The sequence below is a fragment of the Pseudomonas shahriarae genome (assembly GCF_014268455.2).
Taxonomy (GTDB): domain Bacteria; phylum Pseudomonadota; class Gammaproteobacteria; order Pseudomonadales; family Pseudomonadaceae; genus Aquipseudomonas; species Aquipseudomonas shahriarae.
The window spans coordinates 5,755,937-5,780,829 of record NZ_CP077085.1; the positions used below are offsets into that span (position 1 = coordinate 5,755,937).

At 61.5% G+C, this 24,893-nt stretch carries 22 protein-coding genes; 16 read left to right on the plus strand and 6 right to left on the minus strand.

Annotated elements, in window-relative coordinates:
- Window positions 1–12: 12 nt before the first annotated feature.
- The gene (locus HU773_RS25875) at window positions 13–543 is read right to left on the minus strand and encodes a DUF5943 domain-containing protein (protein WP_027606002.1); all 531 of its coding nucleotides are present in this window, start codon (window positions 541–543) and stop codon (window positions 13–15) included.
- A gap of 69 nt (window positions 544–612) precedes the next feature.
- Complete coding sequence (locus HU773_RS25880) at window positions 613–1,590, minus strand: dipeptidase (RefSeq protein WP_032858660.1); 978 nt, start codon at window positions 1,588–1,590, stop codon at window positions 613–615.
- Window positions 1,591–1,810: 220 nt separating this feature from the next.
- Here HU773_RS25880 and HU773_RS25885 point away from each other — a divergent pair, with 220 nt between their 5' ends.
- Complete coding sequence (locus HU773_RS25885; RefSeq protein WP_057440260.1) at window positions 1,811–2,212, plus strand: lysozyme inhibitor LprI family protein; 402 nt, start codon at window positions 1,811–1,813, stop codon at window positions 2,210–2,212.
- Between the two features lie 42 nt (window positions 2,213–2,254).
- Window positions 2,255–2,662, plus strand: coding sequence for a DUF3010 family protein (locus tag HU773_RS25890; protein ID WP_057960842.1), 408 nt, complete (start codon window positions 2,255–2,257; stop codon window positions 2,660–2,662).
- Between the two features lie 71 nt (window positions 2,663–2,733).
- Here HU773_RS25890 and HU773_RS25895 read toward each other — a convergent pair whose 3' ends face one another.
- Window positions 2,734–3,678 carry a GlxA family transcriptional regulator gene (locus HU773_RS25895; RefSeq protein WP_186624950.1) on the minus strand — a complete coding sequence of 315 codons (945 nt, stop codon included), beginning with the start codon at window positions 3,676–3,678 and terminating at the stop codon, window positions 2,734–2,736.
- A gap of 192 nt (window positions 3,679–3,870) precedes the next feature.
- Between HU773_RS25895 and HU773_RS25900 the strand changes: the two genes are divergently transcribed.
- The 5 genes from HU773_RS25900 (at window position 3,871) to HU773_RS25920 (ending at window position 7,847) form a co-directional block, all read left to right on the plus strand.
- Window positions 3,871–4,809: a choline ABC transporter substrate-binding protein gene (locus HU773_RS25900; protein WP_170045181.1), complete on the plus strand. Its 939-nt coding sequence runs from the start codon at window positions 3,871–3,873 to the stop codon at window positions 4,807–4,809.
- A gap of 78 nt (window positions 4,810–4,887) precedes the next feature.
- Window positions 4,888–5,775, plus strand: a complete 888-nt coding sequence (cdhC, locus tag HU773_RS25905; protein ID WP_128593314.1) for a 3-dehydrocarnitine:acetyl-CoA trimethylamine transferase CdhC — start codon at window positions 4,888–4,890, stop codon at window positions 5,773–5,775.
- A 57-nt stretch (window positions 5,776–5,832) separates the two neighbouring features.
- Window positions 5,833–6,798, plus strand: coding sequence for an L-carnitine dehydrogenase (locus HU773_RS25910; protein WP_057440255.1), 966 nt, complete (start codon window positions 5,833–5,835; stop codon window positions 6,796–6,798).
- 73 nt (window positions 6,799–6,871) lie between these two features.
- Entirely contained in the window at window positions 6,872–7,345 is a 474-nt protein-coding gene (locus HU773_RS25915) for a thioesterase family protein (protein ID WP_057440254.1), read from the plus strand.
- A gap of 238 nt (window positions 7,346–7,583) precedes the next feature.
- Window positions 7,584–7,847 carry a hypothetical protein gene (locus tag HU773_RS25920; protein WP_057440253.1) on the plus strand — a complete coding sequence of 88 codons (264 nt, stop codon included), beginning with the start codon at window positions 7,584–7,586 and terminating at the stop codon, window positions 7,845–7,847.
- 95 nt (window positions 7,848–7,942) lie between these two features.
- Here HU773_RS25920 and gbdR read toward each other — a convergent pair whose 3' ends face one another.
- Together gbdR and HU773_RS25930 are read right to left on the minus strand one after the other, a co-directional pair.
- Window positions 7,943–9,046, minus strand: coding sequence for a choline metabolism transcriptional regulator GbdR (gene gbdR / locus HU773_RS25925; protein WP_029300670.1), 1,104 nt, complete (start codon window positions 9,044–9,046; stop codon window positions 7,943–7,945).
- 593 nt (window positions 9,047–9,639) lie between these two features.
- Window positions 9,640–11,016 (minus strand): L-serine ammonia-lyase, encoded by a 1,377-nt coding sequence (locus tag HU773_RS25930; protein WP_057440252.1) that lies wholly within the window; start codon window positions 11,014–11,016, stop codon window positions 9,640–9,642.
- Window positions 11,017–11,443: 427 nt separating this feature from the next.
- Between HU773_RS25930 and HU773_RS25935 the strand changes: the two genes are divergently transcribed.
- From HU773_RS25935 to choV, 3 genes are all read left to right on the plus strand, one after another.
- Complete coding sequence (locus tag HU773_RS25935; RefSeq protein WP_057960844.1) at window positions 11,444–12,391, plus strand: choline ABC transporter substrate-binding protein; 948 nt, start codon at window positions 11,444–11,446, stop codon at window positions 12,389–12,391.
- A 66-nt stretch (window positions 12,392–12,457) separates the two neighbouring features.
- Window positions 12,458–13,303: a choline ABC transporter permease subunit gene (gene choW, locus HU773_RS25940; protein WP_057440251.1), complete on the plus strand. Its 846-nt coding sequence runs from the start codon at window positions 12,458–12,460 to the stop codon at window positions 13,301–13,303.
- Window positions 13,300–14,478 carry a choline ABC transporter ATP-binding protein gene (gene choV, locus HU773_RS25945; protein WP_029300678.1) on the plus strand — a complete coding sequence of 393 codons (1,179 nt, stop codon included), beginning with the start codon at window positions 13,300–13,302 and terminating at the stop codon, window positions 14,476–14,478. Before choW ends, choV begins: the two co-directional genes overlap by 4 nt.
- A 152-nt stretch (window positions 14,479–14,630) precedes the next feature.
- Here choV and HU773_RS25950 read toward each other — a convergent pair whose 3' ends face one another.
- Window positions 14,631–16,568, minus strand: coding sequence for a BCCT family transporter (locus HU773_RS25950; RefSeq protein ID WP_225923893.1), 1,938 nt, complete (start codon window positions 16,566–16,568; stop codon window positions 14,631–14,633).
- Between the two features lie 378 nt (window positions 16,569–16,946).
- Between HU773_RS25950 and betI the strand changes: the two genes are divergently transcribed.
- The 6 genes from betI to HU773_RS25980 all read left to right on the plus strand — a co-directional run bounded on the left by betI (window position 16,947) and on the right by HU773_RS25980 (window position 24,777).
- Window positions 16,947–17,540 (plus strand): transcriptional regulator BetI, encoded by a 594-nt coding sequence (gene betI / locus HU773_RS25955; protein WP_057440248.1) that lies wholly within the window; start codon window positions 16,947–16,949, stop codon window positions 17,538–17,540.
- 111 nt (window positions 17,541–17,651) lie between these two features.
- Window positions 17,652–19,124 carry a betaine-aldehyde dehydrogenase gene (betB, locus tag HU773_RS25960; RefSeq protein ID WP_057444317.1) on the plus strand — a complete coding sequence of 491 codons (1,473 nt, stop codon included), beginning with the start codon at window positions 17,652–17,654 and terminating at the stop codon, window positions 19,122–19,124.
- A 124-nt stretch (window positions 19,125–19,248) separates the two neighbouring features.
- Complete coding sequence (gene betA / locus HU773_RS25965) at window positions 19,249–20,949, plus strand: choline dehydrogenase (RefSeq protein WP_057440344.1); 1,701 nt, start codon at window positions 19,249–19,251, stop codon at window positions 20,947–20,949.
- 246 nt (window positions 20,950–21,195) lie between these two features.
- On the plus strand, window positions 21,196–21,891 hold the full coding sequence (locus HU773_RS25970) for an RraA family protein (RefSeq protein ID WP_029297314.1): 696 nt from the start codon (window positions 21,196–21,198) through the stop codon (window positions 21,889–21,891).
- A gap of 127 nt (window positions 21,892–22,018) precedes the next feature.
- Complete coding sequence (locus tag HU773_RS25975; RefSeq protein ID WP_186624952.1) at window positions 22,019–23,461, plus strand: TldD/PmbA family protein; 1,443 nt, start codon at window positions 22,019–22,021, stop codon at window positions 23,459–23,461.
- Window positions 23,461–24,777, plus strand: coding sequence for a TldD/PmbA family protein (locus HU773_RS25980; protein WP_186624954.1), 1,317 nt, complete (start codon window positions 23,461–23,463; stop codon window positions 24,775–24,777). Before HU773_RS25975 ends, HU773_RS25980 begins: the two co-directional genes overlap by 1 nt.
- Window positions 24,778–24,893: the final 116 nt, after the last annotated feature.

Consider the following 24,893-nt stretch of genomic DNA (forward strand, 5'->3'; position numbering starts at 1 on the left):
ACGGTCCTCGGCTTACAACGGCTTGACGGTGAACAAGCCGTCATCGTGGCCCTCTTCGGAGCCTCCGTAGACTTGTTCGGCGACAGTGCGGATCTGGCTGCCGCGCGCTTGCAGAATCTGGTCCATGGCGCCGGCAAACCAGCCGGTGAACATGTAGTCCACTTTGCGCCCGACCTTGCCGTACACATACACAAAGGCCGAGTGTTCGAGCTTGACGCTGGCAGTGCCTTTGTCGAGGTCGATGTCCTGGATCTTGAACAGGCCCCAGCCGCGCTGCGACAGGCGCTTCATGTAGTGCTCGAACACCGCGACGCCTTCCAGGCCGTGGCATTCGGCTTCTTTTTCACACCAGTGCCAGGCCGACTTGTAGCCGGCCTTGTAGAGGATTTCGGCGTAGGCTTCAGCGCCCAGCACTTCCTCGATGCCCATATGGTTGTTGACGAAGAAATGGCGCGGCACGTACAGCATCGGCAGGGCGTCGGAGGTCCAGACACCGGTTTCGCTGTCGACTTCGATAGGCAATTGCGGGGCGATCTTGGCCATGGAAACTTAACTCCAGAAAATTCTTGGTAATGCCCCGGCGCGAATGGCCGGGGGAGAAAAAACGATGGCTTATTCGCCCCAGACGTCTTTCAACACGTTGACCCAGTTTTCACCCATGATCTTGCGCACCACGCGTTCGCTGTGGCCGCGCTTGAGCAGGGTCTCGGTCAGGTTGGGGAACTCGCCCACGGTACGAATGCCCAGCGGGTTGATGATTTTGCCGAAGCTGGTCAGGCGGCGGGCGTAGCCCTTGTCATGGGTCAGCATTTCGAAGAAATCCTGGCCATGGCCCTGGGTAAAGTCGGTACCGATGCCGATGGCGTCTTCGCCAACAATGTTCATGGTGTACTCGATGGCTTCGGCGTAGTCGTCGATGGTCGAGTCAATGCCCTTGGCCAGGAACGGCGCAAACATGGTCACGCCGACAAAACCACCGTGGTCGGCAATGAATTTGAGTTCTGCATCGGATTTGTTGCGCGGGTGCTCTTTGAGCCCGGACGGCAGGCAGTGGGAGTAGCACACCGGTTTTTTCGATTCGAGGATGACTTCTTCGGATGTCTTGGAGCCGACGTGGGACAGGTCGCACATGATGCCGACACGGTTCATCTCGCCGACGATTTCACGCCCGAAGCCCGACAGGCCGCCGTCGCGCTCGTAGCAGCCGGTACCCACCAGGTTCTGGGTGTTGTAGCACATCTGCACCACACCGACGCCGAGCTGCTTGAAGATCTCGACATAGCCGAGTTGGTCTTCAAAGGCATGGGCATTCTGGAAGCCGAAGATGATGCCGGTCTTGCCCTGCTCCTTGGCGCGGCGGATATCGGCGGTGGTCTTCACCGGGATCACCAGGTCGCTGTTCTCGCGGATCAGGGTCTGGCTGGCCACGATGTTATTGATCGTGGCCTGGAAGCCTTCCCACACCGAAACCGTGCAGTTGGCGGCGGTCAGGCCACCCTTGCGCATGTCCTCGAACAGGTCGCGGTTCCACTTGGCAATGATCAGCCCGTCGATAACGATGCTGTCGGCGTGCAGTTCGGCTGGGCTCATCAGGCGTCCCCTTATTGGCGATTCATGCGCCGAATCGTCTGCCGGCGCTTTGGGGCCAGCATATGCCCAGGGGCTGACGGAGCCGGGTGCAAAAACGACAGGGGAATTGCCGAAAGCGTCAATCCACGACAAAGGGTGCACGGACGTGTCTGTCCTGCATCTGTTCTTTGGCCTACGCTTGAGCCAGAATTCGACCCATCCCCTGACATGAGAAGGCGCAATGAAACCGATTTTCCTGGCTTTGGTACTCCTCGCCACCGGCGTCCACGCGGCTGAAGACACCGACAGCACGCCGTGTGATGGCATCGAAAACGACAAACAGACCCTGGAATGCGCCTCCTACAACAAAACCACCGCCGAACAGCTGCTCAAGGATAACTACCAGAGCTTGCTGGAACGCATGGGCACTACCTACGCCAGCAACAAGGCACAGTTGGCAGACATCACCGCTCGTCTGAAGGATGCCCAGCAGAAGTGGGAAAAGTTACGGGATGCTGATTGCGCGGTGGATACCTTCCCGGCAGTGACCGGCACCCAGGCCTATGCCATTGCGCAGAATGACTGCCTGGCGCGGATGAGTGATGAGCGGTCGGAGTTTTTGGAGTCGATTGCCCAGGAATAAGCGACAATCGCGCCCATCCTTTTCTCTGAAACAAGGCTATCCATGACTCTCTGCGGCATCGAAATCAAAGGCAGCGAAGCCATTATCGCCGTTGCCGCCCAGGACCTGACCCACGTCGCCCTGGCCACCAAGAAAATCGCCCTCGAGGACGATGACGAGGCCGCCAACGTCAAAGCCTTTGCCCGCCAGGTGGCCGCGTTTGTGCGCGACAACGGCATCACCCGTATCGCGATCAAGAAACGCAGCAAGAAAGGCGAATTCGCCGGCGGCCCGACCACGTTCAAGATTGAAGGGGTATTGCAGTTGCTGGACGGCGTTGAAGTGACGCTGCTGTCGCCGCAGACCATCAATGCGCAGAACAAGAAGCATGACTTTGCATTGCCGGCGACGCTGAACAAGTATCAGCATGAGGCGTTTAAAGCCGCGTGCTCGGCCTTGGTAAAAAAATAAGCCCCACCACACATCCCATGAGGGAGCTGGCTTGCCTGCTCCCTCATGGGGTCGGCATATGCCCAGTAGACTTACACCACCTCCCGCCGCCGATCCTCCCGCGGGCACTTGGCAAACCGCGCCCGGTAGCTGCGGGTGAAATACGACGGCGACTCAAACCCACAGGCAATGCTCACTTCCAGCACGCTCATGCCGCTCTGGCGCAATAACTGCCGGGCTTTTTCCAGGCGCAGGCCGAGGTAGAAGTTGCTCGGGGTGTCGTTCAGGTGCAGGCGGAACAGGCGCTCCAGCTGTCGCCGCGTAACCTTGATCATCTGCGCCAGCACCAGGGTGCTCAGGGGTGGCTCGGTATGTAGCTCCATCTCGCCAATCACCTGCACCAGCTTCTGGTTGTTGATGCCGTAGCGCGTGGCGATCTGCATGCGCTGGTGGTCTTTGCGCGGGCGGATGCGGCCCAGCACGAATTGCTCGGAAACCCGGATCGCCAGCTCCGGGCCGTGGGCCTGGCTGATCAGGTCGAGCATCAGGTCGATGGACGCGGTACCGCCGGCACAGGTGATACGCCGGCGGTCGATCTCGAACAGTTCCTGAGTCACCGTCAGCGCCGGATAGGACTCTTTGAACGCGTCGATGGCCTCCCAGTGCAGGGTCAGGCGGTAGCCATCAAGCAGGCCGGCCTGGGCCAGGACGAAGCTGCCGGTGTCGATGGCGCCCAGGGTCACGCCGTCGTGGTCGAGACGACGCAGCCAGTGCTCCAGGGCCTGAGTGGCGAATTCCAGCGGTTCGAAGCCGGCCACCACCAGTAGGGTCGCACCTTTTTTCAGGGGCTCCAGGCCGGCGTCGGCATTGACCGACATGCCATTGCTCGCCAACACCGCGCCGCCGTCCGCGCTCAATACGTGCCAGCGATACAGTTCACCGCGAAAGCGGTTGGCCACGCGCAGCGGTTCGATGGCGGAAATAAAGCCGATGGCGGAGAACCCCGGCATCAGCAGGAAGTAGAAATCCTGGGACATGGTGCGCACTCGTGAGACGGGTAGCGTGGTCTGTGATACGCCAGTTCCATCGCCCATTCAAGGGCACAAGGTCGCTGCAGTGCAAAAGTGGGTCGCCGCCGTGCGTTTTACCGGGCAGCAAGCTGGGTAACTTGGCTGCACGGCGCACAAAGACGCCGGAACCCACAATAACGACCTGCCGAGGGATCCATCATGAACCGACTGATCAGCCGCTGCGTGCTCGCACTCGGCGCCGTGTTGAGCACCAGCGTGTGGGCCGCCGATGCCGCCTCCTGTAAAAACGTGCGCATGGGCGTGGTGAACTGGACCGACGTGATCGCCACCAGCGCCATGACCCAGGTGCTGCTCGACGGCCTGGGCTACAGCACCAAGCAAACCAGCGCGTCCCAGCAAATCATCTTCTCCGGCATTCGCGACCAGCGCCTGGACCTGTTCCTCGGTTACTGGAACCCGCTGATGACCCAGACCATCACACCTTTCGTCGACGCCGGGCAGGTCAAAGTCCTCGACGCGCCCAGCCTCAAGGACGCCCGCGCGACCCTCGCGGTGCCGACCTATCTGGCAGACAAGGGCCTGAAAACCTTCGCCGACATTGCCAAGTTCCAGAAAGAGCTGGGCGGCAAGATCTACGGCATCGAGCCCGGCTCGGGGGCCAATACCCAGATCAAGGCGATGATCGCCAAGAACCAGTTCGGCCTGGGCAAATTCCAACTGGTGGAGTCCAGCGAGGCCGGCATGCTCGCCGCCGTGGACCGCGCCGTGCGTCGCAAGGAAGCGGTGGTGTTTTTCGGCTGGGCGCCGCACCCGATGAACGTCAATGTGCAGATGACCTATCTGTCCGGCAGCGAGGACGCCCTGGGCCCCAACGAAGGTATGGCCACGGTCTGGACCGTCACCACCCCGACCTACGCCGAGCAATGCCCGAATGTGCACAAGCTGCTGACCAACCTGACCTTCACCGCCGCCGACGAGAGCCGGATGATGCAGCCGCTGCTGGAGCACAAGGATGCGTTCGAGTCCGCCAGGCAGTGGCTCAAGGATCACCCCCAGGACCAGCAGCGCTGGCTGGAAGGTGTGACCACCTTCGATGGCAAGCCGGCTGCGCAAAACCTGCAACTGAGCAGTAAATAACCTCTTTCAAATCACCGCTTCGCAGCTGATACCGGCTGCGAACGGCATCACTACGCCCGCCTGTAAGGAACCTGCCCCATGAACCACGACGTCATCATCACCTGCGCACTCACCGGTGCTGGCGACACGACCGCCAGAAGCCCCCACGTGCCGGTCACCCCCAAGCAAATCGCTGCAGCAGCAGTAGAAGCGGCCAAAGCCGGCGCCACCGTGGTGCATTGCCATGTGCGCGACCCGCACACCGGCAAATTCAGCCGCGACGTAGCGCTGTACCGCGAACTGATGGAGCGCATCCGCGAGGCGGACATCGACATCATCGTCAACCTCACCGCCGGCATGGGCGGCGACCTGGAAATCGGCGGCGGCGAGCACCCCATGGAGTTCGGCCCCAACACCGACCTGGTCGGCCCATTGACCCGCCTGGCCCACGTCGAAGCGCTGCTGCCGGAAATCTGCACCCTGGACTGCGGCACCCTGAACTTCGGCGATGGTGACACCATTTATGTGTCCACCCCGGCCCAGTTGCGTGCGGGTGCCAAGCGCATCCAGGAACTGGGAGTGAAGGCCGAGCTGGAGATTTTCGATACCGGCCACCTGTGGTTCGCCAAGCAGATGATCAAGGAAGGCTTGCTCGATGACCCGTTGTTCCAACTGTGCCTGGGCATCCCCTGGGGCGCGCCGGCCGACACCACCACCATGAAAGCCATGGTCGACAACCTGCCTGCCGACGCGGTGTGGGCCGGCTTTGGCATCGGCCGCATGCAAATGCCGATGGCGGCGCAGGCGGTGCTGCTGGGCGGCAATGTGCGGGTCGGCCTGGAAGACAATTTGTGGCTGGACAAGGGCGTACTGGCGACCAATGGGCAACTGGTGGAGCGGGCCGGGGAGATCCTCAGCCGCCTGGGCGCGCGAGTGCTGACCCCGGCTGAAGGCCGAACCAAGATGGGCCTGACCAAACGCAGCTAATCCCCCTGCCGCAACCGGCTCCCACAATGAACCTCTTTAGCACTGGAAATTACCAAAATGAGCTTTATCACCGAAATCAAAACCTTCGCCGCCCTGGGCAGCGGTGTAATCGGCAGCGGCTGGGTGTCCCGCGCCCTCGCCCACGGCCTGGATGTGGTGGCCTGGGACCCGGCGCCCGGCGCCGAAGCCGCCCTGCGCAAGCGCGTCGCCAATGCCTGGGGCGCCCTGGAACAACAGGGCCTGGCGCCGGGCGCCTCCCAGGAGCGTCTGCGTTTTGTCGCGACCATCGAAGAATGCGTGCAAGACGCCGATTTCATCCAGGAAAGCGCCCCCGAACGCCTGGAACTGAAACTGGAACTGCACAGCAAAATCAGCGCGGCGGCCAAACCCGATGCCTTGATCGGCTCCAGCACTTCGGGGCTATTGCCCAGTGAGTTTTATGAAGGCGCCACGCACCCGGAACGCTGCGTGGTCGGCCACCCGTTCAACCCGGTGTACCTGCTGCCGCTGGTAGAAGTGGTCGGTGGCAAACACACCGCGCCCGAAGCAATCCAGGCCGCGATCAAGGTCTACCAATCTCTCGGTATGCGCCCGCTGCATGTGCGCAAGGAAGTCCCGGGGTTTATCGCCGACCGCTTGCTGGAAGCGCTGTGGCGTGAGGCGTTGCACCTGGTCAACGATGGGGTGGCGACCACCGGCGAGATCGACGATGCGATCCGCTTTGGCGCCGGCTTGCGCTGGTCGTTCATGGGCACATTCCTGACCTACACCCTGGCCGGCGGCGATGCCGGGATGCGGCATTTCATGGCGCAGTTCGGGCCGGCACTGCAGTTGCCGTGGACGTACCTGCCGGCGCCGGAACTGACCGACAAACTGATTGATGATGTGGTTGATGGCACCCGTGAGCAGTTGGGCAGCCATAGCATTTCGGCGCTGGAACGCTATCGTGATGATTGCCTGCTGGCGGTGCTGGAGGCGGTGAAGACCACCAAGCAAAAACACGGCATGAGCTTCGCCGAATAACGGCGGTTGATATCTGTGGGAGCAGGCAAGCCAGCTCCTGCAGTTGACCGAGCACAGATCTGGAATTGACGACATGCCCGCACTGACGACCTACACCACCAACATCCTCCCTGACTGGGTCGATTACAACGGCCACCTGCGCGATGCGTTTTACCTGCTGATCTTCAGCTACGCCACCGACGCATTGATGGACACCCTGGGCCTGGACAGCGACCACCGCGAAGCCAGTGGCCACTCGCTGTTCACCCTGGAACTGCACCTCAATTACCTGCACGAAGTGAAACTCGGCGCCGAGGTCGAAGTGCATACCCAGTTGATCGCCCATGACAACAAGCGCCTGCATCTGTATCACAGCCTGCACCTGGTGGGCGAAGAGCGGGAGCTGGCGGGCAATGAGCAGATGCTGTTGCATGTCGACCTGGCGGGGCCACGCTCGGCCCCCTTCAGTGAGGGGGTTGCACAGCGGTTGACGGCCATCAGCACCGAGCAATCAGACCTGCCCCGGCCGGCCCTGCTCGGTCGCGTCATCGGCCTGCCCGGCAAATAAAAAAAGCCCCGATCAAGCCGTGACAGGATCGGGGCAGAGTGCTTTGTGCGAGCGTGCGGGCCGAGGGTGACCAAACCTTCATTCTGCTTGCTTGAAAACCAGTGTGCCCGCAACCACCCTCGGCAACTGGCCCGAAAACGACCTGCTCATAGTCGTTCCAGCCATCACGTCATTCAGCCCTTGCCGACCCGCTGGCGGCCCACCAGAATCAAAGGCTCCCCTAACCAGGATGAACATCATGATGCACGCGGATTTGATTGATCAGGATGACCTGCTGAGCCAACTGCGCTCCCTGGGTTTCGAGGTGTCCAGCGGCGCCACCGCCGAGCAGGCCTGTGAATGCGCGGTACGCGGTTTGAGTGAGGCGCGGGCCAAGGCACTCAAGGGTATGGTCGAGCAGATGTACACCAGCAGCGCGACGATTCTGCCGGCGGTGCGCCAGGCGATTGATAAGCAGTTGTTGCCGGCCCTGATGCAGTTCAAACAGAATTCCGGGGCCTGATACATCGCTATCGTCGGCAAGCCAGCTCCCACATTTGAAGGTATTCACAGATCAAAATGTGGGCGCTGGCGTGCCGGCGATGCAGACGCCTCGGCCTACAGCCTTACACTGGCAAACGTCGACTCATTGCGCGCCTGGCTCAACGCCGACATCGGCCCGGCCAGCGGTGACAACACCAGCGCCTGCGGAATCGGCATCATCGCCACTTGCTGGGTGGTGTTGGAACCTACGCGCTCATCCCGTGGCGGAATGCCGAAGTATTCGCGGTAGCACTTGGAGAAGTGCGGCGTGGACACAAACCCGCACACCGAGGCCACTTCGATGATCGACATCGGCGTTTGCTTGAGCAACTGCCGGGCGCGGATCAGGCGCAGCTTGAGGTAGTAGCGCGACGGCGAGCAGTGCAGGTATTTCTGGAACAGCCGCTCCAGCTGACGCCGCGAGACGGCGACATAGACGGCCAATTCATCGAGGTCGATCGGCTCTTCCAGGTTGGCTTCCATCAGCGCGACGATTTCCTGCAGCTTCGGCTGATTGGTGCCGAGCATGTGCTTGAGCGGCACGCGCTGGTGGTCCTGCTCATTGCGGATACGTTCGTACACGAACATCTCGGAAATCGCCGCCGACAGTTCACGGCCATGGTCGCGGCTGATCAGGTGCAACATCATGTCCAGCGGCGCGGTACCACCAGAACTGGTGAAGCGATTGCGGTCGAGGGTGAACAGGCGCGTACTCATCGACACCCGTGGGAAGGCTTCCTGCATCGACGCCAGGCATTCCCAGTGCACGCTGCAATCAAACCCGTCGAGCAAGCCGGCGCAGGCCAGGGCCCAACTGCCGGTGCACACCGCGCCGAGGCGGCGGGACTGGCGCGCCTGGCTTTGCAGCCACGACACATGTTCACGGGTCACGGTGCGCTGGATACCCACGCCGCCGCAGACAATCACGGTGTCCAGGGCCGGGGCTTTGTGCATGGAGCAATCGGGGGTGATTTGCAGGCCATCGCTGGCCCATACCTGGTTGCCGTCGACGCTCAAGGTAGTCCAGCGATACAGCTCGCGGCCGGACAATTGGTTGGCCATGCGCAGTGGTTCCACTGCGGACGCCAGGGAAATCAGCGTGAAATTGTCCAGCAGCAAAAAGCCGATGGATTGAGGCGCACGGTTCTGGGGTTGGGCCCCGGAGTTGAACGACGTCATCGCGGTATCTCCTCACACAAAGCAGGTAATGGCCTCAGGCGAGGCTCTTGTTATTGCGCTCGTCATCCGTCAGGAGAGAGGCTTTGAATTGATAGAGCAAATGCCATGCCTAAAGTTGAATAGGTATTCAATAACTCCTGAAAACGACCTGTTGAGGTGTCTATATAAGCCCGCGCCCGGCGTGGGGATATGACCCGGAAAAAGCCTACACTCAGGGTCTGTGAGCAGATCGGTAGCACTTGTGGGAAGGCGCTTTCAGGGCGTAGGAAAAGTGTGTCACCACACGCACAGGTGATGGGTGGTCGGAAGGGAAATCGTTTGGGGGCTACTTATCTGTTTGCGACGCGCTAAAAGGTGGCGTATCGGGGGTGGAGTGTTCACTTTATGAGCAGTGGGGTTTGACACACCACCATCGCGGGCAAGCCCCAATGCCAGTCAGTTAAACGCAGATCTCCTGTGGGAGCGGGCTTGCTCGCGAAAGCTGTGGGTCAGTCAACATCAATGTTTGCTGGGCCGACGTCTTCGCGGCGATGCGGCGATCCGACAAGCCCGCTCCCACATTTGATCTTCACTGCTTTGAGCATTGCGTTCGCTTAACACTCGACAGCACTCACCGCCAACCCACCCCGCGAGGTCTCCTTGTACTTGTCATGCATATCCGCGCCGGTATCGCGCATGGTGCGGATCACCCGGTCCAGGGAAATAAAGTGCTGGCCGTCGCCCCGCAGGGCCATCTGCGCGGCATTGATCGCCTTGACCGCGGCAATCGCATTGCGCTCGATACACGGCACTTGCACCAGGCCGCCCACCGGGTCGCAGGTCAGGCCCAGGTTGTGTTCCAGGCCGATTTCGGCGGCGTTGCACACCTGCTCCGGCGAGGCGCCAAGAATCTCTGCCAGCCCCGCCGCCGCCATGGCGCAGGCCGAACCGACTTCACCCTGGCAACCCACTTCGGCGCCGGAGATCGACGCATTCTTCTTGCACAGGATGCCGATGGCCGCCGCACCGAGGAAGTAGTCCACTACATTGGCCTCGGTGACTTCTTCGCTGAACTTCATAAAGTAGTGCAGCACCGCCGGGATGATCCCCGCCGCGCCATTGGTGGGTGCGGTGACCATGCGCCCACCGGCGGCGTTTTCTTCGTTGACGGCCAGGGCGAACAGGTTGACCCACTCCATGGCGCTCAAGGTGGAGCCGATCACATTCGGCTTGCCCAGCTCCTGCAAACTGCGGTGCAACTTGGCGGCGCGGCGGCGCACATTCAAGCCGCCGGGCAGGATGCCTTCATGCTTGAGGCCTTGCTCGACACAGTCCTGCATGGCACGCCAGAGTTTCATCAGGCCGCTGCGGATTTCCTCCTCGGAGCGCCACACCTTTTCATTGGCCAGCATCAGGTCGGCAACCCGCAGGTTGTGGGTGTTGCATAACTGCAACAACTCCACCGCACTGGAAAAATCATAGGGCAGTTCGGTGCGGTCCATATCCGCCACTCCGCTGCGCGCCTGGGCCTCATCCACCACAAAACCGCCACCCACCGAATAGTAGGTATCGCGATGCAACTCGGTCTGGGCGCCGTAGACCACCAGGGTCATGGCATTGGGATGGAACGGCAGGTTTTCGTCGATCAGGCGCATGTCCCGCGACCACACAAAGGGCACCGGCACACGGTTGTCCAGCAGCAGCGTCTGCGTCTCACGCAGGGTCTCGATACGCGGGCCGATCTGCGACGGATCAATCGCATCCGGCCACTCGCCCATCAGCCCCATGATCACTGCATTGTCGCTGCCATGCCCGATGCCGGTGGCCGACAACGAGCCATACAGCTGAACTTCGACGCGCTGCACCTGTTCCAAAAGAGCACGTTCACGCAAGTCCTGGACGAACAACGCCGCGGCCCGCATGGGGCCGACGGTGTGGGAACTGGACGGCCCGATGCCAATCTTGAACAGGTCGAAAACGCTGATAGCCATTGCGCGAAACTCCTCGATAGCACAGGCCAGGCGCAGTAACGCCTGGTGGCGGAGCTGCTACGCTCAAGTCGCCCAGATGGCGGCATCATCAAGCTTTCGTTGCGCCGTCCGGCGTCTGACACCGACATACCCATGCTCACCAGCGTCGTCCCCTCGCAATGGGGCGTAATCGCCGTTTTTTGCGGCGCAGATCGAGAAAAAGTGCAGTTTTGCCTGTGGAAAAACCTGTATGCGACGTCACCGACACTGGATACGACCATCCCTGTACTGGATGCGACCCACCCTGTAGGCGTCAGATTTTCACTGGTACATGATCAGTCTCGACTCGTTTGCAAGGTACCGAGGCTGCACGTTGCTCGCACGCCCCAACTGCAACACTTATAAGCGCGGTCTCGCACCGCCGGAAAAACACCAGGAGTCCAAACCCATGAAAGGTTCCCCCCCGTTGTTGTTGGCCGCCATGCTGAGTCTTCCCTTTGCGGCCCACGCTGCTGATCCCGAGCAGTGCAGCACCGTCAACTTCTCCGATGTCGGCTGGACCGATATCACCGTCACCACCGCCACCACCAGCGAAATCCTCAAGGGCCTGGGCTACAAGCCCCGGACCACGATGATTTCCGTGCCAGTGACCTACAAGTCCCTGGCTGATGGCAAGAACATGGATATCTTCCTCGGCAACTGGATGCCGACCATGGAAAACGACATCAAGCAGTACCGTGATGCCGGCACCGTGGAAACCGTGCGCGCCAACCTGGAAAACGCCAAGTACACCCTGGCAGTGCCACAAGCGCTGTACGACAAGGGCCTGAAGGACTTTGCCGATATCGCCAAGTTCAAGAAGGAGCTGGGCGGCAAGATCTATGGCATTGAACCGGGCAACGACGGCAACCGCACGATCCAGAGCCTGATCGACAAAAATCAGTTCGGCTTGAAAGACGCAGGTTTCAAGGTGGTCGAGTCCAGTGAGGCGGGGATGCTCTCGCAAGTCGAGCGCGCCACCAAACGGGAGCAGGCCATTGTATTCCTGGGCTGGGAACCGCACCCGATGAACACCCGGTTCAAGATGAAGTACTTGACTGGCGGTGACGATTCATTCGGCCCCAACTACGGCCAGGCCACCATCTACACCAACACCCGCAAGGGCTACGTGCAGGAGTGCAGCAACGTCGGCCAGCTCCTGAAAAACCTGGTGTTCACCCTCGACATGGAAAGCACCCTGATGGGTAACGTCCTCGACGACAAAATGAAACCCGACGCCGCCGCCAAGGCCTGGCTGAAGAAGAACCCGCAAGTGCTCGACACCTGGCTCGCCGGGGTCACCACCCTTGATGGCAAACCAGGACTTGCCGCCGTAAAAGCCTACCTCGACAAGTAACCGCTGACCCTGGGCCGGCGCGCCGGCCCAGGATGTTTCCCTCTTCGCATGTGGACATTCACTACCATGCTGACTGAACAGAAAATCCCACTAGGCCAGTACATCGCTGCCTTCGTCGAATGGTTGACGCAGAACGGCGCCGATTATTTCGACGCGATCGCATCGACACTGGAAACGATGATCCACGGCGTGACGTTTGCGCTGACCTGGTTCAATCCGCTGGCATTGATCGGTCTGATTGCGCTGCTTGCTCACTACATTCAACGTAAGTGGGGGCTGACTGTATTTGTGATTGCCTCCTTCCTGCTGATCCTCAACCTGGGGTACTGGCAGGAAACCATGGAGACCCTGGCCCAGGTGCTGTTCGCCACCCTGGTCTGCGTGGTCATCGGTGTGCCGCTGGGCATTGTTGCCGCGCACAAACCGATGTTCTACACCGTGATGCGCCCGGTGCTCGACTTGATGCAGACCGTGCCGACCTTTGTTTACCTTATCCCGACCCTGACCCTCTTCGGGCTGGGTGTGGTGCCTGGCCTGATCTCCACGGTGGTGTTCGCGATTGCCGCGCCGATCCGCCTGACCTACCTGGGTATCCGCGATGTACCGCAAGAGTTGATGGATGCCGGCAAGGCCTTTGGCTGCTCGCGCCGCCAGTTGCTCTCGCGCATCGAACTGCCCCACGCCATGCCGAGCATCGCTGCCGGTATTACCCAATGCATCATGCTGTCGTTGTCGATGGTGGTGATCGCGGCCCTGGTGGGCGCCGACGGCCTCGGCAAACCCGTGGTCAACGCGCTGAACACCGCCGACATTGCCCTGGGCTTTGAAGCCGGCCTGGCGATTGTGCTGCTGGCCATCATGCTCGACCGCATCTGCAAACAACCCGACGCCAAAGTAGGGGGTGATGCATGAGCATTATCCGATTCGACAATGTCGATGTGATTTTTTCCAAAGACCCACGCGAAGCCCTCAAGCTGCTGGACGAGGGAATGCACCGCAATGAAATCCTGAAGAAGACCGGGCAGATCGTCGGCGTGGAAAAGGCCAGCCTGGATATCGAGAAAGGCGAGATCTGCGTGCTGATGGGCCTGTCCGGCTCCGGCAAATCCAGCCTGTTGCGCTGTATCAACGGCCTTAACACCGTGAGCCGTGGCCAGTTGTTTGTCGAACATGAAGGACGCCAGATCGACATCGCCTCATGCACCCCGGCAGAGCTGAAAATGATGCGCACCAAGCGCATCGCCATGGTGTTCCAGAAGTTCGCCCTGATGCCCTGGCTGACCGTGCGTGAAAACATCAGCTTTGGCCTGGAAATGCAGGGCCGCCCCGAAAAGGAACGGCGCAAGCTGGTGGACGAGAAGCTTGAGCTGGTGGGCCTGACCCAATGGCGCAACAAGAAGCCCGACGAACTTTCGGGCGGCATGCAACAGCGCGTCGGCCTGGCCCGCGCCCTGGCGATGGACGCCGATATCCTGCTGATGGACGAACCCTTCTCGGCCCTCGACCCGCTGATCCGCCAAGGCCTGCAGGATGAGTTGCTGGAGCTGCAACGCAAACTGAGCAAGACCATCGTGTTCGTCAGCCACGACCTGGATGAGGCGCTGAAGCTGGGTAGCCGGATCGCGATCATGAAAGACGGCAAGATCATCCAGTACAGCGTGCCGGAAGAGATTGTGCTGAACCCGGCGGACGACTATGTGCGCACCTTCGTCGCCCATACCAACCCGCTGAACGTGTTGTGCGGCCGCAGCCTGATGCGCACCCTGGACAACTGCAAGCGGGTCAACGGCTCGGTATGCCTGGATCCGGGCGGCGATTCGTGGCTGGACCTGGCCGAAGGCAACACCATCCAGGGCGCACGGCAAAATGGCGTGGCAATGAACCTGCAGAACTGGGCGCCGGGGCAAGCCGTGGAAGGCCTGGGGCGGCTACCGACCTTGGTGGATTCGAATATCGGCATGCGCGATGCCTTGCAGATTCGCTACCAGACCGGCAACAAGCTGGTGCTGCACGACAACAACAAAGTGGTGGGGATTCTGGGGGACAGCGAGCTGTACCACGCCCTGCTGGGCAAGAACCTGGGCTAAAAGGCAACACAAAACAAATGTGGGAGCGGGCTTGCTCGCGATTGCAATGTATCAGTCAATGAACCTGGTACTGATACACCGCAATCGCGAGCAAGCCCGCTCCCACATTTTGACCAGATGGTGTCAGTGACGACACCACCCGCCTTCAACCATCAGCTATAGACACGGCCAAGGAGCTGCCGATGGCTTTCAAACTGATCGAGCACATCCCGGGTGATCTGCTCCTGGGTGAAGCCCATCAGGTCGTACTCCTGGCCGCCGTTGTGCAGGTAAACCTCGGCGCGGTAGTAGCGCGCACGCTCCTCGTCGGCCTCGATCGACTCACTCGGCGCCGCCAGGTAGCCGTCCAGGCTCACCTCGTAGACAAACGGGTTGCCTTCCATCTCGATCCGCACGCCAATGCAGCGCTTGGATTTACCCAGCAGCGTCTGCACATCCAGCCCTTGGGCGCGCAGGGCCACGGCGGCTTCTTCCAGCGCCGGGGTGACCTTTCTGTCCATAAAGCGCTGCACCACGGCCTGGCTCGGCTGCAGGTCCTGGGCAGTCAGGCGCTCGCTGAAACCACGACGGCCGCGTTCGGCCAATTGCGCCTGCTCCTGTTCGATGGCCACGTCCTGGCGCATGGCCTTGTGCAAACCGAACATAAAGAAGATCAGCACCACCGAGAACGGCAAGCCCGCCAGCACCACCATGGTCTGCATGGCTTCAAAGTTGCCCGCAAACAGCAAGCCGATGGTCACCAGGGTGATCACCGCCGACCAGAAGATCCGCAGCCAGTGCGGCGCATCCTCATCCACGTTGCCACCTTTGCACGACAGGTTGGCCATCATCACCGCGCCGGAATCCGCCGGCGTCAGGAACAGCACAAAACCCACAAAGATCGACACGCCGATCACCACTTTCGACGCCGGGTAGTACTCCAGCAACTGGTAGATCGCCATGGAGGGTTGCTCCAACGCCGTCTTGCCCAGCTCCACGGCGCCATGGTTGAGCACCAGGTCCAGGGCCGAGTTGCCGAAGATCGACAGCCACGCCAGGGTAAAGCCCAGCGGGATCAGCAGCACGCCCGCCACCAGTTCGCGCACCGTACGGCCACGGGAAATACGCGCGATGAACATGCCCACGAACGGTGCCCAGGAAATCCACCAGGCCCAGTAGAACAGGGTCCACAGGCCCATCCAGCGCTCGGACTTCTCACCATCGCCTTCGTACACGTAGAGGTCGAAGGTTTTCAGCACCAGACCGTTCATGTAGTCGCCGATGTTCTGCACAAAGCCGTTGAGCAGGTGCAGGGTCGGGCCAAACAGCAGCACAAAAATCAGCAGGCCGCTGAACAGCACGATGTTCAGGTTGGACAAGCGACGAATGCCGTTCTCCACGCCCGACACGGCGGCGATGGTCGCCACGGTGCTCATCACGATGATCACGATCAGCAGGTTGGTGTTGCTGTGCTCCATGCCGAACAGGTTTTCCAACCCGGACGACACTTGCATCGAACCAATCCCCAGGTTTGTCACCAGGCCCAGCAGGGTCACGAACATGCCGAAGCCGTCCACCGCGTGACCCGCCGCGCCTTTGACCCAACGCTCGCCCATCAATGGGTACAGCGCCGAACGCAGGGCCAGCGGCTGGTTATGGCGGTATGCGAAGTACGCCACGGCCAGGCCGACCAGCGCGTAGATCGCCCAGCCATGCAGGCCCCAGTGCAGGAAGGTCAGCTGCAACGCCTGGCGCGCGGCCATATGGGTGGCGGCGGCGCCTTCGGGCGGGTTGAAGTAGTGGTCCAACGGCTCGGACGCGCCGAAGTACAGCAACGAAATGCCGATGCCCGAGGAGAACAACATGCCGGCCCAGGCGCCGTAACTGAAGTCCGGGGTATCAGCCTTGCTGCCCAGCTTCAGTTTGCCGTAGGACGAAAACGCCAGGCCCACCACAAATACCAGGTAGGCGGCGATGACCACCATGTAATACCAGCCAAAGCTTTTCGAGAGCCAGGTCTGGGCGACTCCCAGCATTCTGCCGGCCTCTTGCGGGGCGATGATCAGAACGGCGGTCAACAACAGGATCAACGCGGTAGAGGTGTAGAACACCCAACCGTTGACCCGCACTTTTTCCGGTGGGGTCTTTATTAGAGAGGCAGAACTCATGGCACAGAGGCTCCGGGCAGTGCGAGAGAGGACACAAGGCAGCGCTTGACCCACGCCATCGATTTTTCGGCAGTCGACGGACGGGTGTTATAAAGACATCCCGAAAAACCCCAGACCCCAGCAACGCGCTGTCATGGGCTGTTTCAAGGGTTTTTACGGATGTCAGATGCGTCTGCCGACACGTAGGAAATACCTGTAGGCAGCGACCATTTGTCGCAGATCTTATTCTTTGTTGATTGAACGTTCAATCAAAACAAAATAGACTGGCCTTCACGCCGACGAACGTTTACGCCCGTCGGCAGGCCTAAGGAGAGGTGCTACATGCCCAAGGTCGGTATGCAACCCATACGCCGCCAGCAGTTGATCGAAGCCACATTGACGGCCATAGATCAGGTCGGGATGGGGGATGCCAGCATTGCGCTGATCGCCCGTTTGGCCGGCGTCTCGAACGGCATCATCAGTCACTACTTTCAGGACAAGAACGGCCTGATCGCCGCAACGATGCGGTACCTGATGAATGTGCTGATCGAGAATGTCCACGAACGCCGGCAGGCATTGAAGGAAGACACCCCGCGGGCGCACCTTCAAGTGATTATCGGCGGCAACTTCGACGCCAGCCAGGTCAACGGCCCGGCAATGAAAACCTGGCTGGCCTTCTGGGCCACCAGCATGCACCACCCGTCTTTGCACAGGTTGCAGCGGATCAACGATCACCGCCTGTATTCCAACCTGTGCTGCCAGTTCCGCCGTGTGCTGCCGCTGGAAGATGCACGCAGCGCAGCCCGAGGCCTGGCGGCCTTGATCGACGGTTTGTGGTTGCGCGGCGCCCTGTCGGGAGACGCTTTCGACACGGAGCAGGCGCAACGGATCGCTTACGAATACATGGATTTCCAATTGGCCAAGCAGGTGAGTTAGAGCACACATAAACGCTCAACCCCTGAACGGCTACTGAACGGTGTTGCCAGAACCTTATGGCTGCACCTTTTGGTGGTTAACGCCAACCACTTATGCACTTGCGAGGACTTTATGGCCCGTTTCGAACTGCAAAAACTCTACATTGACGGCGGCTACAGCGACGCTGGCAGCGATGCCACCTTCGAAGCCATCAACCCGGCTAACGGTGAAGTTCTCGCCAACGTGCAACGCGCCACATTCGAAGACGTTGAGCGTGCGGTGGTCAGCGCCGAAAAGGGCCAGAAAATCTGGGCTGCCATGACCGCCATGGAGCGTTCGCGCATCCTGCGTCGCGCCGTGGAAATCCTGCGCGAGCGCAACGATGAACTGGCGGCCCTGGAAACCCTGGACACCGGTAAATCCTTCTCTGAAACCAAGTACGTCGACATCGTCACCGGCGCCGACGTGCTGGAATACTACGCAGGCCTGGTGCCCGCCATCGAAGGCGAGCAGATCCCGCTGCGTACCACCTCGTTCGTCTACACCCGCCGCGAGCCGCTGGGCGTGGTCGCCGGTATCGGCGCGTGGAACTACCCGATCCAGATCGCCCTGTGGAAGTCCGCCCCAGCCCTGGCTGCCGGCAACGCGATGATCTTCAAGCCAAGCGAAGTCACCTCGCTGACCACCCTGAAGCTGGCCGAAATCTACACCGAAGCTGGCGTGCCGGATGGCGTGTTCAACGTTCTGACCGGTAGCGGTCGTGAAGTCGGCACCTGGCTGACCGAGCACCCACGCATCGAGAAAATCTCCTTCACCGGCGGTACCGACACCGGCAAGAAGGTCATGGCCAGCGCTTCGAGCTCCTCGCTCAAAGACGTCACCATGGAACTGGGCGGCAAATCCCCGCTGATCATTTTCGACGACGCCGACCTGGATCGCGCCGCCGACACCGCGATGATGGCCAACTTCTACAGCTCCGGCCAGGTCTGCACCAACGGCACCCGTGTGTTCATTCCAAAGCACCTGCAAGCCGCCTTTGAAGCCAAGATCGTTGAGCGTGTTGCGCGTATCCGCGTTGGCAACCCAGAAGACGAAAACACCAACTTCGGCCCACTGGTCAGCTTCGCCCACATGGAAAGCGTGCTGGGCTACATCGCCAAGGGCAAGGAAGAAGGCGCACGCCTGCTGTGCGGCGGCGACCGCCTGACCGACGGCGACTTCGCCAAGGGCGCATTCGTGGCACCGACCGTGTTCACTGACTGCACCGACGACATGACCATCGTGCGTGAAGAAATCTTTGGCCCGGTGATGAGCATCCTCACCTACGAGACCGAAGAAGAAGTGATCCGTCGTGCCAACGACACCGACTTCGGCCTGGCCGCTGGTCTGGTGACCAAGGACCTGAACCGCGCCCACCGCGTGATTCATCAGTTGGAAGCGGGTATCTGCTGGATCAACGCCTGGGGCGAGTCCGACGCGAAGATGCCGGTTGGCGGCTACAAGCAGTCGGGTGTTGGCCGTGAGAACGGCATCAGCTCGCTGAACAACTTCACCCGCATCAAATCGGTACAGGTTGAGCTGGGCGACTACGCCTCGGTGTTCTAAACCCGAGTTCTGTATTGCCTGCGGGGCCGCTATCGCTGGCGAGCCCGGCTCCCACATTCTGATTGTGGGAGCTGGCTTGCCTGCGATGGGGCCCGACCTGACCAACTCCAAAGAGGGTGCATTTATGTCCCAAGAATACGACTACATCATTGTGGGTGCCGGCTCCGCCGGTAACACCCTGGCGACCCGTCTGACCGAAGATGAAGGCGTCACCGTTTTGCTGCTGGAAGCCGGCGGCCCCGACTACCGCCTGGACTTCCGCACCCAGATGCCCGCCGCCCTGGCGTTCCCGCTGCAAGGCCGCCGCTACAACTGGGCCTACGAAACCGATCCAGAGCCACATATGGACGGGCGTCGTATGGAATGTGGTCGCGGCAAGGGCCTGGGTGGCTCGTCGCTGATCAACGGCATGTGCTACATCCGTGGCAACGCCATGGACTACGACAACTGGGCAAAACTGCCAGGCCTGGAAGACTGGAGCTACCTCGACTGCCTGCCGTATTTCCGCAAGGCCGAAACCCGCGACATCGGCCCGAACGACTACCACGGTGGCGAAGGTCCGGTCAGCGTGACCACGCCTAAAGCCGGTAACAACCCGCTGTTCCACGCCATGGTTGAAGCTGGCGTGCAGGCCGGTTACCCGCGTACCGAAGACTTGAACGGCTACCAGCAGGAAGGTTTCGGCCCGATGGACCGTACCGTGACGCCGAACGGCCGTCGCGCCAGTACCGCCCGTGGCTACCTGGACACCGCCAAGAAGCGCTCGACCCTGACCATCGTCACCCATGCCCTGGCCGACAAAGTGTTGTTCGAAGGCAAGCGTGCGGTCGGTGTGCGTTACCTGATCGGTGCCGCCGAAGAGCGTGTTGAAGCCCGCGCGCGCAAGGAAGTGCTGGTGTGCAGCGGCGCCATCGCCTCGCCGCAATTGCTGCAACGTTCCGGTGTAGGCCCGGCCAAACTCCTGGAAAGCCTCGACATCCCGGTGGTCCACGACCTGCCAGGCGTCGGTGAAAACCTGCAGGACCACCTGGAACTGTATCTGCAATACGCCTGCACCCAGCCGGTCTCGCTGTACCCGTCGCTGCTCTGGTACAACCAGCCAGCCATTGGTGCCGAATGGCTGTTCAACGGCACCGGCATCGGCGCCAGCAACCAGTTCGAAGCGGGCGGTTTTATCCGCACCCGTGAAGAATTCGAGTGGCCGAACATCCAGTACCACTTCCTGCCGGTCGCGATTAACTACAACGGCAGCAACGGTGTGAAAGAGCACGGTTTCCAGGCGCACATGGGCTCCATGCGTTCGCCGAGCCGTGGCCGCGTGCAAGTGAAGTCGAAGAACCCACGGGACTACCCGAGCATCCTCTTCAACTACATGGCCACCGAGCAGGACTGGCAGGAGTTCCGCGATGGCATCCGCCTGACCCGTGAAATCATGCAGCAGCCGGCACTGGACGCGTTCCGTGGCCGTGAAATCAGCCCGGGCATCGACGTGCAAACCGACGAGCAACTGGACAAGTTCATCCGCGAGCACGCCGAAACCGCGTTCCACCCGTCCTGCTCGTGCAAGATGGGCACCGACGAAATGGCTGTGGTCGATGGCGAAGGCCGCGTGCATGGCATGCAGGGCCTGCGGGTGGTCGATGCGTCGATCATGCCGATCATCACCACCGGCAACCTGAACGCGCCAACCATCATGATCGCCGAGAAAATCGCCGACAAGATGCGTGGTCGCCAGTTGCCGCGCAGCACCGCGGACTACTACGTGGCCGGCGATGCGCCGGTGCGTGGCAAGCCGTTGCGTGAAGTGGGTCCGACCGCGCAGTAACCGCTACACCGCGGCGCTCTTATCGCAGGCAAGCCCGCTCCCACATTTGAACGTATTCACACATCAAAATGTGGGAGGGGGCTTGCTCCCGATAAGACCCGACCAGCCAACACCCATCTTCCCAGACTCTTCCTACACTGCCCCGCCCTTGATCCCACCCCCCGCGCCGGCCTAATCTAGTCCCTCGCGCAAACGTTTCACCTTCCTACCGACACGCCGGCTTCTGCCTGGCCACGAGGCTTTCTCATGTTTGATGTCGTTTCTTCGAGCAAATGGCCTACCGGCTTCCTGATCAATCCAAACGTTGAACCGCTGGACCCGAAATGGCTGAAGGAATTCAGCAAGATCCCGGCGGCGGCCGTCAGCGACTGCCTGGGCCGTAACGTCGGTGGCCTGGGCCTGAAAGCCTTCCACGGCAATGCACCGATGCTCGGCAGCGCCCTCACCGTGCGGGTGCGCCCCGGTGACAACCTGATGATTCTCAAAGCCATGCAGATGGCCCGCCCGGGCGATGTGCTGGTGATCGACGGCAGCGCCGACCTGACCCGCGCGGTGTTCGGCGGCATCATGCGCGCCATGGCCCTGAAGGCTGGCATTGTCGGTGTGGTGATCAACGGCGCCCTGCGCGACCTCGACGAATGGCAAACCGGCGAACTGCCGGCCTACGCCATCGGCGGCGTACACCGTGGCCCGAGCACTGACGGCGGCGGCGAGATCAACGTGCCGATCTCCTGCGCTGGCATGCTGGTAGCCCCTGGCGACCTGATGATCGGCGATGGCGACGGCGTGGTCGCCGCCTCGCGCAGCGAACTGCCGGAATTGCTGGTGCGCTGCCATGACCTGCTGGCCCGCGAGAAAGCCACACTGGCTGCCATCGAAGCCGGCACCCTGGACCCTGACCGCTTTGACGCCATCCTGCGCGCCAAGGGTTGCCCGGTCTAAAGCCAAGGCAAAAGCATCGCAGGCAAGCCTGCTCCCACATTTTGATTTGTGAGCACATTCAAAAGGTAGGAGCTGGCTTGCCTGCGATGGGGCCCTCAAAGCCATCACCGCCCACAAGGAAGGCCCCATGTTCGACAAACACCCGCAACTCAAACAACATTTCGCCGCCCTGCGCACCCGCGCCGAATTCTTCTCCCTGCGCTACGTGCGCGAGTCCGGCCAGTACCTGTCGGTGCGCAAGAATGTCGCCGAACCGCCGCACCTGAGCCGCAACGAAGGCGCCATGCTCACCGTGCGCCTCAACGGTGTCGAAGCCTACGCGGCCACCCACGATATTTCCCTGGCCGGCCTGCAAGCGGCCCTCGAGCGTGCCGAACAGCAAGCCCGGCGGATCAAGCCCCATGCCCTGCTCGACCTGCGCGACCAGCCGGTGTCCAGCGACATCGCCGACTACCTGTCGCCAGAGCTCGATCAAGCCTTCCCGTCCCTGAGCGACTGCTACCAACTGCTCGGCGCAGAGTCAGCGGCCGTGCCCAGGGACGAGCGCCTGGTGAACTGGGAAGTCAGCCTGGGCACCACCCACGTTGAACAGATCTACCTCAACAGCGCCGGCGCGCAACTGCGCCAGGCCCAGCGTTTTGTGTTCCCCGGCGTCAATGTGACCGCCTACCACGGCAACGACAGCCAGACCCGCACCCTGGGCGGCAGCAACTTTGGCCAGCAGGGCGGCTTTGATGTGATCAGCCGCTTCGGCCTGGTAGGCGCCGCGCCACGGGTGGCCGACGAGGCCCTGCAACTGCTGCTGGCCCCCAACACGCCCCAGGGCCCGCGGAACCTGCTGTTGATGCCCGACCAGATGATCCTGCAGATCCACGAATCCATCGGCCACCCGCTGGAGCTGGACCGCATTCTCGGCGACGAGCGCAATTACGCCGGCACCAGCTTCGTCAAGGCCAGCGACTTCGGGCACCTGCAATACGGCTCCAACCTGCTCAACGTGACCTTTGACCCGGACATTCCCGAGCAACTGGCCAGCTACGCCCATGACGACGACGGCACGCCCGCCAACAAGCAGTTCCTGATCCGTAACGGCCTGCTGCTCAAGCCCCTGGGCGGGGCGCTGTCGCAGTACCGCTCGGGCATGGGCGGCGTAGCCAACAGCCGCGCCAGCAGTTGGAACCGCGCACCCATCGACCGCATGGCCAACCTCAATATCGAGGCTGGCGACCAGAGCCTGGCGCAACTGATCGGCGGCATCGAGCACGGCATCCTGATGTCGACCAACCGTTCCTGGTCGATCGACGATGCGCGCAACAAGTTCCAGTTCGGCTGCGAGTGGGGCCAGTTGATCGAGAACGGCGAACTCAAGGGCGTGGTGAAGAACCCCAACTACCGGGCGATTTCCGCGCAGTTCTGGCGCAAGCTCAGTGCCGTGGGCGATGCCAGCACCTTCAAGGTGCTGGGCACGCCCAACTGCGGCAAGGGCGAGCCGAACCAAGTGATCCGCGTCGGCCATGCATCGCCGGCGTGTGTCTTCAGCGATGTGGATGTGTTTGGGGGAGACTCCTGATGAAGGCTTTCAAGGACCTGGTGGAATGGCTAAAGCAGGCCATCGCCGATGGGGAACAGTTTCATCTGGGCTACGCGGCGGAGTCGTCCGAATTCGTGCGTTTCAACCACGCCAAGGTGCGCCAGGCCGGCCAGGTACAGCAGGCCAGCGTCAACCTCAAGCTGATCAACGATGGCCGGCACGCCGACCTGGCCATCACCCTGGCCGGCGCCCCCGAGGTGGACCGCCAGCGCCTGGCCGAGGGCCTGCAGCAATTGCGCGACACCTTGCCCTTGCTGCCCAAAGATCCTTACCTGCTACTCAATCACACGGCCTGGCAAAACAGCAGCGAGCAGGCCCAGGCGCTGCCGGACTTCGATCAAGTCCTGGGCGAAATCAGCCAGGGCGCCCAAGGTTTCGACCTGGTCGGCATCTATGCCGCCGGGCCGATCAGCCGCGGGTTCGCCAGCTCGTCGGGGGCTTTTGGCTGGCACCAGGCCAATAGCTTCAACTTTGATTTCAGTCTGTTCCATGCCAATGGCGAGGCGGTCAAGGCCAGCTACGCCGGCGATGCCTGGGACAGCGCGGCATTTGCCCAGCGCTTGCAGCAAGCCCGCGAACAACTGGAGTTTCTTGGCCGGCCCTTGCACACCCTGGCGCCCGGCCAATACCGCGCCTACCTGGCACCGGCGGCCATGGAAGAAATCATCGGCATGCTCGCCTGGGGTGGTTTTTCTGCGCAGGCCATCGCCAGCAAGGGCAGCCCGTTGCAGCGCCTGTATGCCGGCGACCAGGCCCTGAGCCCGCTGGTGGGCATGGGCGAACAGATCACCGGCTCCCTGAGCCCGGCGTTTTCCCGGGACGGTTACCCGCGCAGCGACGTGACCTTGATCGCCAATGGCCAGGCGCAAGGGCAACTGGTCAACTCGCGCAGCGCCGCCGAATACGGCTTGAGCACCAACGGCGCCAGCGGCGATGAGTCCCCCAGCGCCTTGCAGATGGCCGCCGGCAGCCTGGCCCAGGCCGATATCCTCAAGCAACTGGGCACCGGCCTGTATATCAGCAACCTGTGGTACCTGAACTACTCCGACCAGCCGGCGGCGCGCCTGACAGGCATGACCCGCTTCGCCACGTTCTGGGTCGAAGACGGCGAGATCAAGGCACCGGTCAGCACCATGCGCTTTGACGATAGCGTCTACCACCTGCTGGGGTCGCAGTTGGAAGCGCTGACCGCCGAGCGCGAGTTGCTGCTGTCGGCCAGCACCTATGGCGAGCGCAACACCTCGTCCAACCTGCTGCCGGGCGCGTTGGTAAAACGCCTGACCCTGACCTTGTAAACGCCCGGCTTGTGCTGTGGCGAGGGGGCTTCTCGCCACAACAAGCGCGCGCCTTGCCACAATTTAAGCTGGCTCCTACAGGGGAATACCCTGGGTTCTGATGAACCTTCCCTGGC

Coding starts and splice junctions, on each gene's coding strand:
- HU773_RS25910 (WP_057440255.1), top strand. CDS start 5,833: ATGAGCTTTATCACCGAAATCAAAACCTTCGCCGCCCTGGGCAGCGGT.
- betA (WP_057440344.1), top strand. CDS start 19,249: ATGTCCCAAGAATACGACTACATCATTGTGGGTGCCGGCTCCGCCGGT.
- HU773_RS25895 (WP_186624950.1), bottom strand. CDS start 3,678: ATGTCCCAGGATTTCTACTTCCTGCTGATGCCGGGGTTCTCCGCCATC.
- choV (WP_029300678.1), top strand. CDS start 13,300: ATGAGCATTATCCGATTCGACAATGTCGATGTGATTTTTTCCAAAGAC.
- HU773_RS25975 (WP_186624952.1), top strand. CDS start 22,019: ATGTTCGACAAACACCCGCAACTCAAACAACATTTCGCCGCCCTGCGC.
- cdhC (WP_128593314.1), top strand. CDS start 4,888: ATGAACCACGACGTCATCATCACCTGCGCACTCACCGGTGCTGGCGAC.
- HU773_RS25980 (WP_186624954.1), top strand. CDS start 23,461: ATGAAGGCTTTCAAGGACCTGGTGGAATGGCTAAAGCAGGCCATCGCC.
- HU773_RS25915 (WP_057440254.1), top strand. CDS start 6,872: ATGCCCGCACTGACGACCTACACCACCAACATCCTCCCTGACTGGGTC.
- betI (WP_057440248.1), top strand. CDS start 16,947: ATGCCCAAGGTCGGTATGCAACCCATACGCCGCCAGCAGTTGATCGAA.
- betB (WP_057444317.1), top strand. CDS start 17,652: ATGGCCCGTTTCGAACTGCAAAAACTCTACATTGACGGCGGCTACAGC.
- choW (WP_057440251.1), top strand. CDS start 12,458: ATGCTGACTGAACAGAAAATCCCACTAGGCCAGTACATCGCTGCCTTC.
- HU773_RS25900 (WP_170045181.1), top strand. CDS start 3,871: ATGAACCGACTGATCAGCCGCTGCGTGCTCGCACTCGGCGCCGTGTTG.
- HU773_RS25970 (WP_029297314.1), top strand. CDS start 21,196: ATGTTTGATGTCGTTTCTTCGAGCAAATGGCCTACCGGCTTCCTGATC.
- HU773_RS25880 (WP_032858660.1), bottom strand. CDS start 1,590: ATGAGCCCAGCCGAACTGCACGCCGACAGCATCGTTATCGACGGGCTG.
- HU773_RS25930 (WP_057440252.1), bottom strand. CDS start 11,016: ATGGCTATCAGCGTTTTCGACCTGTTCAAGATTGGCATCGGGCCGTCC.
- HU773_RS25890 (WP_057960842.1), top strand. CDS start 2,255: ATGACTCTCTGCGGCATCGAAATCAAAGGCAGCGAAGCCATTATCGCC.
- HU773_RS25885 (WP_057440260.1), top strand. CDS start 1,811: ATGAAACCGATTTTCCTGGCTTTGGTACTCCTCGCCACCGGCGTCCAC.
- HU773_RS25920 (WP_057440253.1), top strand. CDS start 7,584: ATGATGCACGCGGATTTGATTGATCAGGATGACCTGCTGAGCCAACTG.
- HU773_RS25875 (WP_027606002.1), bottom strand. CDS start 543: ATGGCCAAGATCGCCCCGCAATTGCCTATCGAAGTCGACAGCGAAACC.
- HU773_RS25935 (WP_057960844.1), top strand. CDS start 11,444: ATGAAAGGTTCCCCCCCGTTGTTGTTGGCCGCCATGCTGAGTCTTCCC.
- gbdR (WP_029300670.1), bottom strand. CDS start 9,046: ATGACGTCGTTCAACTCCGGGGCCCAACCCCAGAACCGTGCGCCTCAA.